The organism is Bacillus sp. GB_SG_008, from assembly GCF_052038115.1.
GTDB classification, from domain to species: Bacteria; Bacillota; Bacilli; order Bacillales; family Bacillaceae_G; genus Bacillus_A; species Bacillus_A rhizoplanae.
Window position 1 is genome coordinate 31,156 of sequence record NZ_JBPZSK010000006.1, and the last position, 16,063, is coordinate 47,218.

14 protein-coding genes are annotated in these 16,063 nt (G+C 35.2%); 1 reads left to right on the plus strand and 13 read right to left on the minus strand.

The features are described 5' to 3' along the window. Positions 1-563: 563 nt before the first annotated feature. The 8 genes from ACTDJC_RS16110 to ACTDJC_RS16145 form a co-directional block, all read right to left on the minus strand. Positions 564-2,135: a SagB family peptide dehydrogenase gene (locus ACTDJC_RS16110; protein WP_440604037.1), complete on the minus strand. Its 1,572-nt coding sequence runs from the start codon at positions 2,133-2,135 to the stop codon at positions 564-566. A gap of 22 nt (positions 2,136-2,157) precedes the next feature. Next, on the minus strand, positions 2,158-4,101 hold the full coding sequence (locus ACTDJC_RS16115; protein WP_440604038.1) for a TOMM precursor leader peptide-binding protein: 1,944 nt from the start codon (positions 4,099-4,101) through the stop codon (positions 2,158-2,160). Next, entirely contained in the window at positions 4,098-6,056 is a 1,959-nt protein-coding gene (locus tag ACTDJC_RS16120) for a putative thiazole-containing bacteriocin maturation protein (RefSeq protein WP_440604039.1), read from the minus strand. Before ACTDJC_RS16120 ends, ACTDJC_RS16115 begins: the two co-directional genes overlap by 4 nt. A 187-nt stretch (positions 6,057-6,243) precedes the next feature. Beyond that, positions 6,244-6,504: a heterocycloanthracin/sonorensin family bacteriocin gene (locus ACTDJC_RS16125; protein WP_440604040.1), complete on the minus strand. Its 261-nt coding sequence runs from the start codon at positions 6,502-6,504 to the stop codon at positions 6,244-6,246. A 537-nt stretch (positions 6,505-7,041) separates the two neighbouring features. Then, positions 7,042-7,377 (minus strand): heterocycloanthracin/sonorensin family bacteriocin, encoded by a 336-nt coding sequence (locus tag ACTDJC_RS16130; protein ID WP_440604041.1) that lies wholly within the window; start codon positions 7,375-7,377, stop codon positions 7,042-7,044. Between the two features lie 523 nt (positions 7,378-7,900). Continuing rightward, a complete protein-coding gene (locus ACTDJC_RS16135; protein ID WP_440604042.1) occupies positions 7,901-8,212 on the minus strand; it encodes a heterocycloanthracin/sonorensin family bacteriocin in 312 nt (103 codons plus the stop codon). 346 nt (positions 8,213-8,558) lie between these two features. Continuing rightward, positions 8,559-8,990 carry a GNAT family N-acetyltransferase gene (locus ACTDJC_RS16140; RefSeq protein ID WP_440604043.1) on the minus strand — a complete coding sequence of 144 codons (432 nt, stop codon included), beginning with the start codon at positions 8,988-8,990 and terminating at the stop codon, positions 8,559-8,561. Between the two features lie 174 nt (positions 8,991-9,164). Beyond that, the gene (locus ACTDJC_RS16145; RefSeq protein WP_440604044.1) at positions 9,165-10,388 is read right to left on the minus strand and encodes an MFS transporter; all 1,224 of its coding nucleotides are present in this window, start codon (positions 10,386-10,388) and stop codon (positions 9,165-9,167) included. Between the two features lie 724 nt (positions 10,389-11,112). Between ACTDJC_RS16145 and ACTDJC_RS16150 the strand changes: the two genes are divergently transcribed. Beyond that, a complete protein-coding gene (locus ACTDJC_RS16150) occupies positions 11,113-11,817 on the plus strand; it encodes a hypothetical protein (RefSeq protein WP_440604045.1) in 705 nt (234 codons plus the stop codon). 46 nt (positions 11,818-11,863) lie between these two features. On the opposite strand, the gene ACTDJC_RS16155 is transcribed toward ACTDJC_RS16150, so the two are convergent. The 5 genes from ACTDJC_RS16155 to ACTDJC_RS16175 form a co-directional block, all read right to left on the minus strand. After that, complete coding sequence (locus ACTDJC_RS16155; protein ID WP_098310287.1) at positions 11,864-12,370, minus strand: DUF3189 family protein; 507 nt, start codon at positions 12,368-12,370, stop codon at positions 11,864-11,866. Between the two features lie 101 nt (positions 12,371-12,471). After that, a complete protein-coding gene (locus ACTDJC_RS16160; protein ID WP_253629610.1) occupies positions 12,472-13,071 on the minus strand; it encodes an undecaprenyl-diphosphatase in 600 nt (199 codons plus the stop codon). A 187-nt stretch (positions 13,072-13,258) separates the two neighbouring features. After that, a complete protein-coding gene (locus ACTDJC_RS16165; protein WP_098310289.1) occupies positions 13,259-14,677 on the minus strand; it encodes a HAMP domain-containing histidine kinase in 1,419 nt (472 codons plus the stop codon). Next, positions 14,674-15,348 (minus strand): response regulator transcription factor, encoded by a 675-nt coding sequence (locus ACTDJC_RS16170; protein ID WP_098310290.1) that lies wholly within the window; start codon positions 15,346-15,348, stop codon positions 14,674-14,676. Before ACTDJC_RS16170 ends, ACTDJC_RS16165 begins: the two co-directional genes overlap by 4 nt. A gap of 11 nt (positions 15,349-15,359) precedes the next feature. Beyond that, entirely contained in the window at positions 15,360-15,890 is a 531-nt protein-coding gene (locus tag ACTDJC_RS16175; protein ID WP_440604046.1) for a hypothetical protein, read from the minus strand. Positions 15,891-16,063 lie beyond the last annotated feature (173 nt).

Genomic DNA, 16,063 nt, shown 5'->3' on the forward strand with positions numbered 1-16,063 from the left:
AAAGTGAAATTTCCATCAGTGGGGATTTGTTCATCCCCCACTGATGGAAAGCTCTCACCAATCGGGCTTTTACAGGCAGTAAGACCCCCACCTATCTTCCTCACTTCGCTCTGAATCTTGAGGTGGGGGTCTTACTGCCCGTTAATGTGGGATAAAGAAGATATTCCTAATGGAATCCGCTTTAATGCTGGATTACTGAATAGTTGATGAATGAGATTCATTTGATTTTGGACAGACTTCTCCCCTTGGAAATTTTGGAAACATAAGAAAAAGCCTTGGCTTTTTTCAAGAAGCACTTGGCCTAATTTGGTATCTCTCGTTTCACTAAGAAAAAAGTCAATGGTATCCTCTTTTGAATAGACTGCATGATAGAGGAACCATCCATTAACCTATTACTATAAAAGTCACAATTTTTCGTTTTGGGGAACATCATGAAATCTTAGCTTGAAGGCTATATGGTGTGACCCTTTAAAAGTGTTTACAGCATTAAAAAGCTTGAATTCAATTGAATTCAAGCTTTCTGATACTCCTTATAAACTAGGTTATTTTTAATTTATAACTATTTAACTATGCAAACTCCCTTTCAACCAAGGACGTTGACGATGGAAACCAATTGGGATCTGGATTAGGCTCGTTTTTTCTTCTGAACCTAGCTTGTAAATTTTATCACATAAGTTGGCATCGAATCCAAGAAGCGGGTGTCCTCCTAGCCCCAGGGCAGAAGCTGCTAACAATAATTTTTGTACAAGGATGCCTGCTTCCATCTGTTGAATGCGATATCCTCTATAGCCAAGTGCTGTTTTGAGATGAGTTCTATCCCCTACTACATGTATACAAAGTGGTACTTGGAATAAATTCACATTGTGAAATGTCATCCCGCTTTGCAATAAGAGTCGATGATCTCCAAGATGTACTTGTCGTAATGTATGAGCATTATTATCATAATGATAAGCGCCGCTTTGGATACCTTCAACACCAAATAAACATACGTATAGGGAAACACGGGATGCGAGTTCTTCGTGCTTTGTATCCAAATCGTTTTGATAGGCAAAGGAAGCAGTTGCTTCATATAATAACTTAGTCAATTGTTCTTGACTCATTTTCCTAAAAGTAAAATCCATTTCCGGTGAAAATCGATTTTGGCACGCTGATGCTAAGTCGTACGACATTCGCTTTATACGGGGAAGAACTAACGCTTGACCATCACGCATTTTATTCGTTTCACTCTTGATTTTTTGAAACGATCGTGTAGATTCAAGCATAGATGCTTCATTCATTTGAATCAGCATCGGATACTCTGCAATCTTTCGTGATCGGACATAGTGATTATGATGAATAACTGGTAATTCTTCGCATAATTGAGTAGCAGAGACTTCTTTATTCGTAGCATCATCATCATTATTAAACTGTGGGGTTATAGAATTTACCGATAGAGGGATAACTGCATACGCACTCTCCTCTTTTTCGGATAACCCAAGTAAATGATTGATGGCCCGGTCTAGAAATTGAAAATGCACGCTTGATGTGAACTGAAATCGGTTTGCTACTTCTAGCAATTGCCCTATTAACACGCCTGCATCTAATCCTTGCAGACGATAAGAAAAGTTATGGTATTTAAAGAAATTTTTCCAAAACATTGTCGATACAAAAACAACACCAAAACAAGTAGATATGTCACAACTATTCCCAAGAGCCCGCGCTACATATGAATCAAAATGACCTTCTCTTAATAACACTAAGCGGTGGTGCGCTACATCATAGTGATAAATTCCAACAGGCACATTTTCTGTCTTTAAATATATATACAATTCATTTGGATATAAGCCTCCGCCCGAGGGAACAAATCTCCGATACGACTGCATAAAATTTATTTCTGGTGTTGGTAAGGTTGACTGACAGAATTGAGTAATCCCAAATACGTACCAGAGAAAGTGACCGATTTCGCGAAGATTAGGTTCTGTTGATACTTCGAGATTTTCAAGTGACAGTGTTACTTCTGAAGATAATGGAATTCCCGGTAAGTCCCGATAAAGCTTATATGAAAGTGGACCGTCTTCCCAATCCACTTCCCAAGTCGAAGATGCTGATTCGTCGGTATTAAAATGTAAATTGTTCAAAAATGTCTCTAAACCCATCCTTCTCCCTCCTAATCATCGCTTACGCAAACGGATGTGGATGTGGATTGAGTTGTTCAAACGTTAGCGCTTGCTTCGTATACCCAAGTTCCATTGGTACCTGTAATACTCTCTCTAGACCTGTTAAGCGTGTAAGATGGTGCCCGAATGTCATTGGCAACATTCCTGGAATGAGTACTTTCACACAATGTAATCCATTTCGCATTATTTCTGGTGTTGTCTGATCTACTACAATCACATCGAAATTTAACTGGTGCAACATCTGAAGCATTTCTCTTAAATCATCTGTCAAATCCGCATGCCTTGTTTTCTGTTTGAATGCCTCGGTAAATGTTTGTAACGGGTGATTAATATCTAGCAAAAACTGAAACCGTTCTTCCGCTTCTGGCAAACCGCATACCTTAGGATGGTCAGGCATTTGCTTCACGAGGGAAGGATTATGGAACATTTGTACATATTTCTCGCGATTCGCCTCAAATTCCTTATCAAGCGTTAACATCATGCCAGCTAATTCATATATTGCACTTTTCGTTGCCCGTACCGGATCTAAATGAGCTCCAGCTGCACAGATAATATTTATTCCCTTCTCCTTTCTGTTTTTTGCCAGTGCCCAGACGCTTGGAATTCCGTGCTCCATTGTCGAGTTAAACAAATGTATATCATATCCCCCTACTGCACGCACGCGTTCTACCATCAACTGCAACTCTTGATCATTGACAGAAGAAAGATCAAGACGCGGGAGAGGAAGCTGAGCATACCAAGTTAGCAAAAATGAATCGCGCTCAATCACTTCCAAAATGCCATAAAAAATCGCTTCCTCTAAACTGCCACCCAATGCACAACCATTGGAAGTCTCATAAACAAAACCATCTCTACCGCCTAAACTATAATAAGCAAGTAGTTCTGGAACTAAAATTGGACGTTCTTGCAAAAATGAATAACCCCATACCCAATTCATTGGACGATCTGGATGAAACGGTTTAAATGGAAAATTAGGCTGCATATATTGTTCTCTTGCATGTACACCCACTTCAAGGGGATTAAGTGCTTGATGAGCTAAATTGCGGAATGTGTCCTGAATAACTGTACGTTTCCCTCGAGGTTCTAGACCGCAATATCGTTCTAATCCTTCTAAAATAGCGGTTAATTCACTAGCTGCATATGAATGGGTACGGCCAGCTGTTACTTCATTTCCAAAGAGAAACGGAAGATTTACAGTTACCTCGGCAAATGGAGGTGTAAGGTTATACATTTTATCATTTAAAAACCCAGTTTCATAATCTAGATAATCCTTGGCTAATACGTTACTCAGTTCAGAGATTGAACGACAACGATAATCATTTATGTTAATCTTTGGGCTTGATTGTAATGAAATTTCGGCTAAATTTGATGAATCATTACGCATTTGACTACAATTTGAGCATAAAGGATGAGGTAGAAAAAAATGATATGAGCTTTTCAATGTTTGTAAATTAACGAAAAACATGTGTCCTTCTGATCGTGCATGATCATCTTGTAAAATGCACCGCACTTCTTCTAGCAAAATATGCGTCATCTGTAATAATCCATTCCTTGATGCCCATGTGTCTCGAGGCATTTCCTTTTTTGTTGTTAGGATCTGCAATATCTTCCACATTTCTTTAGAATCATTTCCTGCGAAAGTACGGCGTATATCTGCACATTTGGAACATCCTGGTGTGCCAGGACGAACTAGTGGACCGATTATTCCTTCTCCGAATGAAATGAAGGCTCGCAGCCAAGGAATATTCGTTGATTGAAGTATACTTTCTGCTTCTTTATGAGAAGAAGGATTCCAAGTATCGTGTAATACGAGAACTAAATCAGTTGTTGCGGGTATTTTTAGATCAAAATCAGTATGTTGATTTATTTCATATTGGACAGATAATTCTTCATATACGTGATTTGCCAATAATCCCTTTCCAATAATTAAAATGGAAGCGCTCATTGGGATCTCTCCTCTCCCAATAATACTCCAAATATTCCTGCCAATTCCTCCTTCCAGACTGCTTCTAGCGTTATTTCAAAAACGCAGATTCGTTTTCCATTTTGTTTTAACGTCTGTTCAGCAGATTGTAATATTTCTAATTCTGTCCTGTTTTCGTAAGAAGAAATAACGAAATGTAATGGCGTTTTATCTGGTAATAAAACTGATGAAGACTCTAATGCTTGTGATGTGAGACAACTATCACAATTTTGCGCTTCTGTAAGTGCCTGCTGTAATGCATTTCGTAATGCTATTATTATATCGAATCCTACACTTCCGTACCAACGATTATTCGTGCCGACCCATATAACAGGAAAATCGAAAATGGCTTCTCCAAAAGCGATTGTAGGGGTTCCTTGCAGAGTGGTAAGTGCTTGCAAATAAAAGCGACAGCGCTCATCGTCTATGACATCTAACTCTATTCGAGAAACGGCAATATTTTGGCGCTGCTGTCTCTTATAAAATTCTTTATTTAAACACTTTTGTAATCCTCGTAAAACACATTCTTCGATTGTTTTCCCTGTTCCAATTCCTACATATTCCTGAGAATCTATCATACCGTTCTTTATTTGTTGATGTTCGGGAAGTTTTGAAACAAGTAAGCTAGCCATTTGTGACATATAAGTCTCAACTCCAGCTAATCCAGCTTCGTATCTTGCTTCCACATGTGTTAAACCTGTACAAATCATATCGGGTAATAATTCAGCAGGTCCTTCCGACAGCGGATCAACTGTTTGAATACGACATTGAGCCAATGGCAGTTGTTTTAAGTCCCCTGCTTCCCAAATATGAAAAATCCCTGCTTCTTTTGATACAAGGTAATTCAAGTCCAGAGTAGATTCATTCAATTCATTTTTATTTGCGTTCTGTTTGATTCTTGTATTAAAATCTTTGATCCATTCGATTTCCATTTTTTCAGTTACTAAGGGATGAGGCAGAAATGAATGCCAGTTTCCTTCTAATGTTTCTGAATTTAACAGAAAAAATTGATTCGTTTGCGTGGATTTTGTTGCATCTGTAACCTTTTTAAACAGTTCAAATACAATTACATTTGCTAACATTGCTTCTGGTGTAGAAGAAAAAGTGTGCTCTTGAGAATTTTTAGAAAATGCAGACTTGTGTATGCGTCGCCAAGCTGATTCCCAGCAAGCATCACTTTCTGGATGAACGAGTGGCCCGGCTAATCCGACTCCTTGCGTATATATGGCAGGGATGAATATCTTTTTTTCTTCTTTACAAATGGAATGAAGAATTTTTAATTCCTCTATGTCTTCTTCTTGTGATACATACAAAATTGTATGAAATGGTTGCAAAACCTTTTTTAAAATATTTTCTTTTTGTGGAAAAATTTCTTCGACTTTTACCTTGGGGTCTGTTTTTTGGGCATGCTCTATTAATTCTTTTATTCGTCTTTGATTGGTTGATACTGGATCAGTAATCATCATATGAAATTTCGGTAACCCAGATTCAAGTAATGCAGAAATAAGAGAAACAAAAAAAGAACCAGAGCCAACAACTAATACTTTCGTTTGGCGATAAGATTGAAACCGATATGCACCAGAAGCACCGAGGTTATCTAAAAATTCAATCTGAGGTGCATATTTTTGGAGAATGTTTTCTGGCAATTGGTGTGGATGATCTTGACTTATGTCTGTTGCAAATTCATTTTGGTACAGTATTTCTGCTATTTCAAATACTCGCTTTTGATACAGCTCAGGTAAGCCATCTGTCAAATTTCCTAATGTGTATTCTCCGTTGAACATTGGTATCAGTTTTTCAATCCATTGGTTGATAGACGTCCCTTCCATTCGGAATGAACTGGCATTATTTCTAAAATACACTTCTCCTTTTGGATCAGAGAGAAAAAAAGTATCTCTTTTCATTTTCAAACGTGTAGAGGCGTTTAATTTTGTCATTGTACTCCTCCTTCTCTGTTCATTGTTCTTGAATGAGCGTGATAACTTCCGTCATAACAATTTTATGTATACTATTTTTTCTTATGTCAAATGGAAAAGTGAAGAACGGTTCAAGAAAAGTGTTTCTACAACAAAAATCATGTGGCAACACTTTTCTTGAAGTAAAATTTCCGTTAACAAATCAGTATTAAATAAACCAGAACAACGAGCATCCGAAGCAACCACCGCAACCACCGCATCCTCCGCATCCAAAGCATCCAAATCCTCCGCAACGACCGAATCCTCCGCAACGACCACATCCTCCGCAACGGCCACATCCTCCGCAACGACGAGTATAGTCCTCATCAATATAGTATGGAGAAGGAATTTGGCTATCCCAGTATACGACATTTCCAGTTTGATAATCATTGAGATTTAACGCTTGTAATTCATGTTGAAAATTATTCATTTCATAACCCCCGTGTAAATAATTAGCAAGCCATAATAAAGATACGTCCCGCAATAAGTAAGACGATAGATTATTGTGAATGCACTCTTCAACAAAGTATGACCTATAATTAGGTATTGTAACTTGTTCAAATGCCTAATTTGGGGTTATGTAAAAATAATTCTAAGAGTGTGAATATAAAAAATTCCTGAGACAAAATAAGGAATATAAATATATCAATATCGAGAAACAAGTATACAGCAAATCGTTTGGAATATTAGAGAGAGATTATGAAGGAATAAATATGTTTTCCTTGTCCGTACTTTTTCGAAAGACAAAAAAACACAGCTTATGTGTGTTCTCAAGTCTATAATTTCATTAATAATGTTTTTATATCATATTGCTTTAAGCACCAATTATATTTATCTATAATCTGTTTAGGGACCGCAGCTAAATCTACTACTTCTTTAAATCCATGTTTACTATAAAAAGGTTTTAAATGTTCATATGGAATGCAATATACATTTTGAATTTGAAGTTTCAATTAAAAAATAGGAATTAAATAAAGCATACTCCGTCCACGCAGAATCCACCACCAAAACCGCCACCGCATCCGCCACATCCGCCACAACCACCGCAGCCGCCGCATCCAAATCCAAATCCAATGCATCCAAAGCATCCAAAGCAACGGAATCCGCAACGACCGAACCCTCCGCAACGACCGAACCCTCCGCAACGACCGAACCCTCCGCAACGCCCACATCCGCCGCAACGACGAGTATAGTCCTCATCAATATAGTATGGAGAAGGAATTTGGCTATCCCAGTATACGACATTTCCAGTTTGATAATCATTCAGATTTAACGTTTGTAGTTCTTGTTGAAAATTATTCATTTCATAACCCCCATGTATATAATTAGCAAGCCATAATGAAAATACGTCCTGTAATAGGTAGGACGATAGTTTTTTTTGAATGCACTCTTCAACAAAGTATGACCTATAATTAAGTATTGTAACTTGTTCAAATGCCTAATTTGGGGTTATGTAAAAATAATTCTAAGAGTGTGAATATAAAAAATTCCTGAGATAAAATAAAGAATATAAATATATCAATATCGAGAAACAAGTATACAGCAAATCGTTTGGAATATTAGAGAGAGATTATGAAAGAATAAATATGTTTTCCTTGTCCGTACTTTTTCGAAAAACAAGAAAACACAGCTTATGTGTGTTCTCAAGTCTATAATTTCATTAACAATGTTTTTATATCATATTGCTTTAAGCACCAATTATATTTATCTATAATCTGTTTAGGGACCGCAGCTAAATCTACTACTTCTTTAAATCCATGTTTACTATAAAAAGGTTTTAAATGTTCATATGGAATGCAATATACATTTTGAATTTGAAGTTTCAATTAAAAGCATACTCCGTCCACGCAGAATCCGCCGCCACAACCGCCACAACCGCCACATCCGCCACATCCGCCGCAACCGCCACATCCAAATCCAAATCCAATGCATCCGAAGCATCCAAAGCAACGGAATCCGCAACGGCCAAACCCTCCGCAACGACCGAACCCTCCGCAACGACCACAACCGCCGCAACGACGAGTATAGTCCTCATCAATATAGTATGGAGAAGGAATTTGGCTATCCCAGTACACGACATTTCCAGTTTGATAATCATTCAGATTTAACGCTTGTAATTCATGTTGAAAATTATTCATTTCATAACCCCCATGTATTTTTTTAGCGAGCCATAATGAAAATACGTCCCGCAATAAGTAAGACGATAGATTATTGTGAATGCACTCTTCAACAAAATATGACCTACAATTAGGTATTGTAACTTGTTCAAATGCCTAATTTGGGGTTATGTAAAAATAATTCTAAGAGTGTGAATATAAAAATTTTCCGAAATAAAATAAGGGATATAAATATATCAATATTGAGAAACGAGTATACAGCAAATCGTTTGGAATATTAGAGAGAGATTATGAAGGAATAAATATGTTTTCCTTGTCCGTACTTTTTCGAAAAACAAAAAAACACAGCTTATGTGTGTTCTCAAGTCTATAATTTCATTAACAATGTTTTTATATCATATTGCTTTAAGCACCAATTATATTTATCTATAATTTGTTTAGGAACCGCAGCTAAATCTACTACTTCTTTAAATCCATGTTTACTATAAAAAGGTTGTAAATGTTCATATGGAATGCAATATACATTTTGAATTTGAAGTTTCCGAGCTTCTTTAATAAGAAATGCAACGATACTATCAGCAATTTTCTTTCCTCTATAGTCTTCTAACGTATATATTCCACCTATTTCAAAGTTATTTTTATCAATTTTTACTAGCCTTCCTAAGCCGGCTTTTTGGCCATTTAAATATGCAATTCCAATCTCTTCATTGTCTAAATGTGACGGTACAAAGTTAGCCTTTTTATATTGAAAATTAACCCATTGCATATCATCTAGGTTAGCTTTTTGTATATTTAACATTTTCTTTCCCTCCTTGATATAAAATAAAACTTCCATCAGTGGTTTCCCACTAATGGAAAGCTCGCCAAATCGAGATTTTATGGGATCTTACTTCCCCCGAAAATGGGATAAAATAATTGTTTTTCCTTATTTTTTACAGCCCCACAAGTTTATTGAAAACTTGTGGGGTATTTTTTACTCTACATTTCGATTCGTTGAATGATGTATTTCAACGCCTGCTTTAACACCATTAATCGGTAAAAACGTTCCGATACATGCAATACATGCGCAGCCAGCAAAGACAAATGGTAATGCATTAACGGCTAAAAATGATAGTGTTCCGAAAATAGCAAGATCTAATATCGAATCTAGAATAGATAGTAACGAAATCGTTGTTGCTCGTACATGGGATGGAATAATGTCATTACTAAGCTGCGAATAAATCGGATATCGAATGGCACGTACAAACCGTAAAATAAAGAACGCTCCTAATACGACCCACAGTGTATTTCCATAAAACGTTGATAAAAGCAGCCCTAAAACAGCTAAACCACCTGTTGCATTCATTAAAACTATACGTGAGAATTTGCTAGTAAGCCATCCGATTGATATTGAAGAAAAGTATCCAAGGATGGCAGCTAAAGCATACATAATACCAATTGCAAATACAGGAAGGCCTGCATTCGTGAACAATGGTTGGTTAAACGTATCATAAACTGCACTTGCCGGAATGAATACAAGAGAGACATTTAAAAACATAACGAGTAATTGTGGTGCTTCACGAATAACCTTTATTCCTTCGATTACTTGTGAAAAAGACTCTTCTCGGTAAGATGACAGTTTCTTTGGGCTTTTAATAAAAAGTAATAAAACAAGTTCTATCAGATGAAATAATATTCCGAGTACAATTAAAAGTGTAAATTGTTCTTCGCGTAAATCTTTAGCGAAATACGAACCGAAGATTACAGCGATTAACATTGAAATAAAGCCTGCTGATTGGATCTTCCCCATGGCTTTATCCATTAAATGATGTTCATTTGTTTCCTTTAATGACTCATAAATTAATGCTTCGTCTGCGCCAGAGAAAAATGTAACCGAAAAACCGTTCAATAAACTATATAGACAAAATAGCCATAGATTATCTGCAAATAATAAGATAGAAATACTAATCGTTTTTATGATAGATCCTGTTAAAAATGACAACTTTGCACCGAGCCTATCAGCAAAAATACCTGTTGGTAATTCTCCAACAAGTACGGCCCCACTCCAACACATGAGTACAACAAATATATTTGCTGCCGTTAATCCTCTTTCCATATAAAAAAGTGTCATTACCGGCTGCAAAAAACTTATCGTTCCAAAAAACTGTACCCAAAATAAAATTCCAATGTTATGTGACGCGATAGTTTGTTTCTTCAATTGTTCTCCTACTTTCTACCATTCGTTTTTTATGATGATTTTGGAAGTAGGAGTGTTATCTTGCGTTAGTTGATATTCACTCCTCTTCCTTCATTTGAAAATGGTTTTAGTGTTTTTTGCATGTTAATTCCTCCTTCAATATAGGTAACTTTATTATATCAATATTCTTAATATTAAATAAACTCTTTTTTAATATTGGTAAGATTGTACGAATATGTAAAGTGGTATATAATAGAAATCAATAAATGATTATTTTAGGTATTCCTAAAATAAAGGAGCGATACATATGAAAATTACTATTTATTTTGGAAGCCATGAAGATCAAGATGTACGTACAATGGATTGTCATTTAGACGTCGAAGATGCAGAAGAAATTGTCTCTATTTCTTAATATAAATATACATTATTCATAAGGGGTGATTACTCGCCCCTTTTCTTAATTTAGATGCCTTTTTGAGGCATCTTTTTATTTATCCCGCATTAACGGGCAGTAAGACCCCCATCTCAAGATTCAAGATAGGTGGGGATAACTGCTCGTAAAAGCCCGATTGGTTCAACTAACCATCAGTGGGAAAAAACCCCCACTGATGGAAGTTTCACTTTATTTTTAAAGATTAAACATTTACTTTTTAACCAGTAAATAGTACAATATTAATATAAGAACAAATGTTCGTTTTATACTCCCTCTCCCCTATCGGATAGGTATTAGGAAGGATGGATTACATTGGCTCAAAATAAACGCAGAGGAAGAAAAAAGCATACTCCTACCATTTCAAATACAGGCTTTATTGGCTCTGTGTTTATCGATACATTGGAATTACAAAAAAAATCATATTATTTTTCCCGTAGACGACTACATATTGCACATCATGTATTAGATGGTCTTGTACAAGCAACAAGTTCTCTTTTTGCTGAACATAATGTTGCTGCTTACTTATCATGCGTGTATTTACATAAACAAAAGAAAATCGGTTTCGTTCTTTCTACGAAACCTTTTAAAGAGTCTGAAGGCGTTGCTTATTTTAAAAATTACTTAATTGAAAAGAATTTTTACAATGGAAAGATAGAAGAGGAAGATTACCAAGAAATTTTTAATACTGGTTTTATTGGGGTTGTTTTTGCAGATTTATCTAGCATTGATCGCTTTAATTTTGAATTTGAAATGAATCTTTTATCAAAGTTAATGAAAGACATGATTATTCCAGTTAAAGAGTTATTTTTACGTAATAAAATCCCCGCCTATATTTCTACGGTTGAATTGGAAGAACAACATAAAATGGGATTTGTTTTATCAGTGAAGCCCTACGATGAGCGTGCTGAAGCTGATTTGTATTTTGAGATGTATTTGAAAGAACGTGGTTTATATGTTGGTGATGAAGAAGAGGACATTGACAAGATTGTGATTCGAAAAAAAGTTGAGATATTATAGTAAAAAGGGTGGCTAATATGTTGTTAGCCATCCTTTTTGTTATAAACTATTTAAAGTTTTCATTTTCTAATATCACAACATCTTCATTTGTTAGTCTTCCGGCTTGTTTCGTATATTCTACAAGCCTGATAATATTATTACAGGCTTGTTTTGCGCCGAAAACTAATAATGGTACACCAATAAAATCGATTTTTAATCTTCTTGAAAATAAACCACCAAATGTCATAGCGATTGGAACAGTTGGTGATGTATTAGAGAACACAATTTTTTCATGGTTTTGATATTTATCTTGTAATAGTACACTTAAATTTTTTAAAGCTGGAACGACAACCTTAGATGCACCGTGGCCAACCGTATAAACAGGATCTCCATTTTCATCGCGTCCATGAAAAATGATTTTCCCCATATCAGAGGTTTTTAATTTATTAAAATAATCAACGTTTAATATTTCATCTTTTGTAAGTTTTCGATCAGTCGGTAACTTTTTCAGATGGTACGCTGCTGCTAGTGAAGTTGTATGTGTTCCCCCATAGTCCGTATAGATATAAATCATAATATCATCCTTTAAATTGATGTACAGTATTACTATTATCACCATTTATCTGTATTCTAATCTACAAATAGGACATATTATATTGATAGGCGGTGAACACTTCAAGTTGTGTGATTATACTTAGATAACAACGGAATTCGTTTTGTTATTTTAGCGTAAATTTGAAACAATAGATGTGCCAAAGGTTCTATTTTACTTGTATATTTGATGACTAAAGCGCTTGTTACGAAAGATAAAACGGCTCCTCCTATAATATCTGCTGGGTAATGGACACCAACATATATACGTGAAATCCCGACCAATATAGCCCAAAGTAAAGCGATATTTCTCCAAGCTTCTCCACGTAAAAGCATTGTAAATGCGATAGAAAATACAAGTACAGCATGATCACTTACAAACGAAGAATCATTAGCGTGTGGTACTAATTGGTGTACATGGTATGTGATAAATGGTCGTGGATGATAATATACTAAGTGAATCACAGCATTTAAAAGTAATGCTATACCAAGAGAAAGAACCGTATACAAAGCTGTATATTGCTTACGAATAGCGGCTTCTTTTTGTTTGTTGCTAAACCATAAAGAAAGCATGAAAATAATTGCAATATAGGGTGCGCTCTTTGTAATGAATATCATCCCTTTATCTAGAAAAGCAGACGATCCTGCCCAACTATTGATCCAGTGAAATATTGTGTAATTCATATCAGTCTCTCCTTAATTAATTAAACATGTTATCAATTATTGTTGATTTACACAGTATACACGAGCTATATGAAATACTCTTTAAATTTTTCTCATCTTTTTCTCATTTTTCTTTTGTATCTTAAAAATTCCTATGCTAGTTCCTAATAACAAAAGCGGAAGATATATACGATATCTTCCGCTTTTGTTATATATTTTTTACACAATAAAACGATAAAGTAACCTTTGTTCCTTCTTGTTCTTTGCTGTCTATCATGATGCGTCCATTGTATTTTTCTGTAAGACGCTTGGCAATGGAAAGTCCTAATCCATTGCCACCTTGTTTCCGGCTTCTTGCTTTATCGACTCGATAAAAACGATTGAGTACATATGGTAGGTCAGATTCAGGTATTCCGACTCCATGATCTGCAATGGTGATTTTAATTTTATCTTCTTCTACCTTACTTTGCAAACAAATGTATTTTTCATGTTCTTTTGTATATTTTATAGCATTATCTAGTATGATGACTAAAATTTGTTCGAGATAAGAAGAAGGAATAGAGACATATGCCTGATTCGCATGTAGCTGTCTAGCGAATTGAAAGTCAGCATGCAACAATTCAAAATTTTGTGTGACTTGTTCTATTACTGAATTTACATGTACAGGCTCGGCTGCAGCAGGATATATTTGTTCTGATTCTGCTCGGGATAATTCTAATAACTCTGATACAAGCTTATTGAGACGATCCACTTCTTTTAAACTCGAATTCAGAGATTTTTGCAAGACATCAGGATCGTCTTTTCCCCAACGATTTAACATAGAGAGATGTCCTTGTATAATCGCAAGTGGTGTGCGTAATTCATGGGATGCATCTTCAACAAATTGTTTTTGTTGCATGAAGGAAGTTTCTAAATTGTCCATCAGCTCATTAAAAAGTAATCCAAGCTTGGCAAATTCATCGTTATTTTCGTGAATCGGCACTCTTTCTTTTAAACCATTTGTCTTAATTTTGTTCATCGTATCTGTAATAGCTTGAACACTTAATAAAAGTTGCTTTGCAAGAATTGTACCGCCTAAAAAGCTAAGTAATAATCCGCCGATACCAGCAGCTACCATAACAAGAAAAATCAGCTTCATTAAATGATCGAAAGCTTCGAAATTTTGCCCAACTTCAATTGTGCCAGTGAATGTACGTGTTGTAATAGGCATACGCTGCACAAGTACCTTATCTTCAAGATGCCTTGTCATAGAAGTTTCTGATTGATCGACATTCTTTGGAACAACCCAGTTCGGATTAAAGTCGCGTGAAACAGTGACAAGCGCTTTTCCTTTTGCATCCAAAATTCGAATCATTTGATTTTTATCATTTATACTTGCAAGAAACTCTTTGCTATTTTCAATCGTATTTGCTGTGTGATTTGTATTCTCGTTATTGAAATAGGCTTCTATTTCTTTTACTTGCCTATCAATTTGTTTTTTTTCATAATTTAGCGTCCAATGGTCAATGATAACAAACTGTAAAATATTATATAAAAAGAACAAGATAAATAATAATGCACTTGACCATAGTGTTAATTTCCATTTTATAGGAAGATTTCGGATGTGTTTTTTTAATTGCTTCATCATCGCATCACATACCCTACGCCTCTGACAGTTTGAATGTAATCTTCCTTGTCTTGGCTACTCAATTTATTACGTAAATAACGAACATATACGTCTACTATATTTGTCTCTACCACTGCATTGTATCCCCAGACTTGCTCCAAAAGCATATCTCTCGTCAATACACGATTAATATTTTTCATAAACATCATAAGCAACTCGAATTCTTTATTTGTTAATTCAATGATCTCTTCTATTTTGTGCAAAGTTCGAGATTCTACATCGAGCTCTAAATCTTTAAATCTTAAAAGGAGTTTATTTTTATGTTCTTCTTTTTGATTTCGTCTCAAAATTACACGCATTCTTGCTAATAATTCTTCGATGGCAAAAGGTTTTGGTAAATAATCATCTGCACCGCTATCTAATCCGGTTACACGATCCATGATGCTATCACGAGCTGTTAGCATAATAATAGGTGTTTCTTTTGTTGCACGCAATCGACGGCATACTTCTATCCCGTTCAGATTAGGAAGCATTAAATCAAGAAGAATGATGTCATAATTATGATTAAGAGCGGTTTCTAATCCTTTTCGTCCATCATACACAACATCTACTGCATATCCTTCATATTTTAGTTCTAACTCTAAAAATTCTGCTAAACTTTCTTCATCTTCGATAATTAAAATACGTTGCAATACTATCACTCCTATACGGCAAGGTGAATGAGTAATCCAATTCCAAATAAAATGGAAACAATTTGATGAGCTTTTCGATACGTTATATATTTTTTCTTATTTTTTAGTTTGTGTAATAGAATCCCTGCTATCGCAACAAGAACTAATCCTATCAAGGTGAAAATTCCACTATAAATCCGAATCATATGACTGCTGCCTACCATTAAAAAATATATACCATGACAAGTAGCAACTGAAAAAACTGCATATCCGATAAACGTATGATATTGCTTTAATAACATGTAAAGTTCTTTTGTGTATTTTGCAACCGTTATTTTTCTTTTATGAAAATATAACCAAATATTACGAAATAACCATAAAGAACCTGCTGCAATCGCTCCATATTCTGCAAAAGAACCAAGATTTTTATTCAGTCCTTTTAATACTATTCGATCTCCTACCATGAAATCCAACACTAACATTGTAACACTAAATGCAATAATACAAGACCCTATAATTTTTATAGATAAATGAAAAATTTGATTGAATAGACTTCTTGACATTTTCATTCCCTTCTCCCTGTGATTATGTAAAGTAATTGTTGATTTATATTTTAACCACAAAAAAAGAAAAGACCATGAAAGAAAGATTAAAATTAAATGAGAAAGTGGATAATCGATTTTTAAAGTAGATATAGAAATAAGAAAATTTCTGTTTGTCTTTTCCAAATAGACGT